Annotated in this window: 2 protein-coding genes; both read left to right on the forward strand. The window is 70.1% G+C overall.

Annotated features, from left to right (window positions below; genetic code table 11):
- Positions 1-176: 176 nt before the first annotated feature.
- Positions 177-668, forward strand: coding sequence for a cytochrome c maturation protein CcmE (ccmE, locus tag RT567_RS16175; RefSeq protein ID WP_313577231.1), 492 nt, complete (start codon positions 177-179; stop codon positions 666-668).
- 3 nt (positions 669-671) lie between these two features.
- Positions 672-2,098: heme lyase CcmF/NrfE family subunit (locus RT567_RS16180; RefSeq protein WP_313577232.1), on the forward strand; the 1,427-nt coding region annotated here is incomplete at its 3' end.

Genomic DNA, 2,098 nt, shown 5'->3' on the forward strand with positions numbered 1-2,098 from the left:
GCGCCGAGGCCGAGGCCATGTGGACGCCGCTGATGGCCGTGCTGGCGCCGTCGGACCCGCGCCGCGCCGACCTGCAGAAACGCCTGGCCGAGGCCGCCCGATGAGCCGTTGGCCCCTCCTGACCCAGACGCTATACGCGGCGGTGTTTTCCGTCGTCCCCGGACCGATCGACTGACATGAGCTGGTTGCCCAAATCGCCCAAGGCGCGCCGCCGCCTGTGGGTCGTGATCGCTGCGACGCCCGTGCTGGCGCTGGCCGTCGGCCTGTCGCTGTGGGCGATGAAGGACAATGTGACCTTCTTCTACTCCCCTTCGGAGGTGACGCCGCAGAAGGTTCCGGCCGGTCAGATGATCCGCCTGGGCGGTCTGGTCGAGGCGGGCAGCGTGCACAAGGCCGCCGACGGCTCGGTCGCCTTCATTGTCACCGACAACGGGGCGACGGCGCAGGTGATCTATCACGGCGACCTGCCCGACCTGTTCCGCGAGGGGCAGGGGATCGTGGCGCAAGGCGCCTTCCGACCCGACCGCACCTTCGAGGCCAGCCAGGTGCTGGCCAAGCACGATGAGACCTATATGCCGCGCGAAGTCGCCGACCGGCTGAAGGAAAAGGGCGAGTGGCGGCCTGACGATGCGGCGGCGCCCGCCGTCGCCGCGCAGCAGGGGGCCTAAGCCTTGGTCGTCGAACTGGGCGCCTTCGCCCTGATCCTGGCGCTGGCGCTGTCGGTGCTGAGTCTGGCGCTGACCACGGCGGGGCGTCTGCGTCTCAGTCCGGTGCTGGCGGGGGCCGGCGGCGGCGCCATGCTGGCCTCGGCCGGAGCGATCGCTCTGGCCTTCGGCGCCTTGATCTACGCCTTCGTGGTGTCGGACTTCTCAGTGTCGAACGTGGCCATGAACAGCCACACCGACAAGCCGGTCTTCTACAAGGTCGCCGCCGCTTGGGGCAGCCATGAAGGCTCGTTGCTGCTGTGGTGTCTGGTGATGACGGTCTTCGGCGGGGCGCTGGCCCTGGCGCGCGGCCTGCCGTTCGGGCTGAAGACCTCGGCCGTGGCCGTGCAGGCGGCCCTGTCGAGCCTGTTCCTGGCCTTCGCCGCCTTAACCTCCAACCCCTTCTTCCGGCTGGACCCGGCGCCGGTGCAGGGCGCGTCGCTGAACCCCCTGCTGCAAGATCCGGCGCTGGCGGTGCATCCGCCGCTGCTCTACGGCGGCTATGTCGGGTTTTCGGTGTGCTTCTCGCTGGCGGTCGCGGCCCTGATCGAGAAGCGCGTCGATCCGGCCTGGGGCCGCTGGGTGCGGCCTTGGGCGCTGGCGTCCTGGGCCCTGCTGACCGTCGGCATCGCCCTGGGCTCCTTCTGGGCCTATTACGAGCTGGGCTGGGGCGGCTGGTGGTTCTGGGACCCGGTCGAGAACGCCAGCTTCATGCCGTGGCTGGCGGGCGCGGCCCTACTGCACTCGGCCATCGTCACCGAGCGGCGCGGGGCCCTGGCGGGCTGGACCGTCTTCCTGGCGATCCTGGCCTTCACCTTCTCCATGCTGGGCGCCTTTCTGGTGCGTTCGGGCGTATTGACCAGCGTCCACGCCTTCGCCGTCGATCCCCAGCGGGGAATGATGCTGCTGGCCATTCTGGGCGTGGCGGCGGGCGCGGCCTTCATCCTGTTCGCCTTGCGCGCCCCGGCCATTCGCTCGGGCGCCGCCTTCGCCCCGATCAGCCGCGAAGGCGCGCTGGTGCTGAACAACCTGTTCCTGACGGCGGCGGCGGCCACGGTGCTGCTGGGCACCCTCTATCCGCTCATTCTGGAAGGCGTGACGGGGGCGACCATCTCGGTCGGTCCGCCCTATTTCAACGCCGTCTTCAACCCGTTGATGATCGTCGCCTGTCTGATCCTGCCCGCCGGGCCTCTGCTGGCGTGGAAGCGCGGCGATCTGAAGGGGGCCTTGCAGCGCCTGTGGCTGGCGGCTCTGTTGGCGATCGCCGCCGCCTTCGCCGCTTTCTTCCTGTTCGAGCCGAAGAAGGCGCTCGCCGCCGCAGGGCTGGGCGTCGGCGCCTGGCTGATCGGCGGGGCGCTGGCGGAGCTTGGCGTGCGGACCAAGGCCTTCCGCGC

The sequence above is a fragment of the Brevundimonas sp. genome (genome assembly GCF_032107865.1).
GTDB lineage: Bacteria > Pseudomonadota > Alphaproteobacteria > Caulobacterales > Caulobacteraceae > Brevundimonas.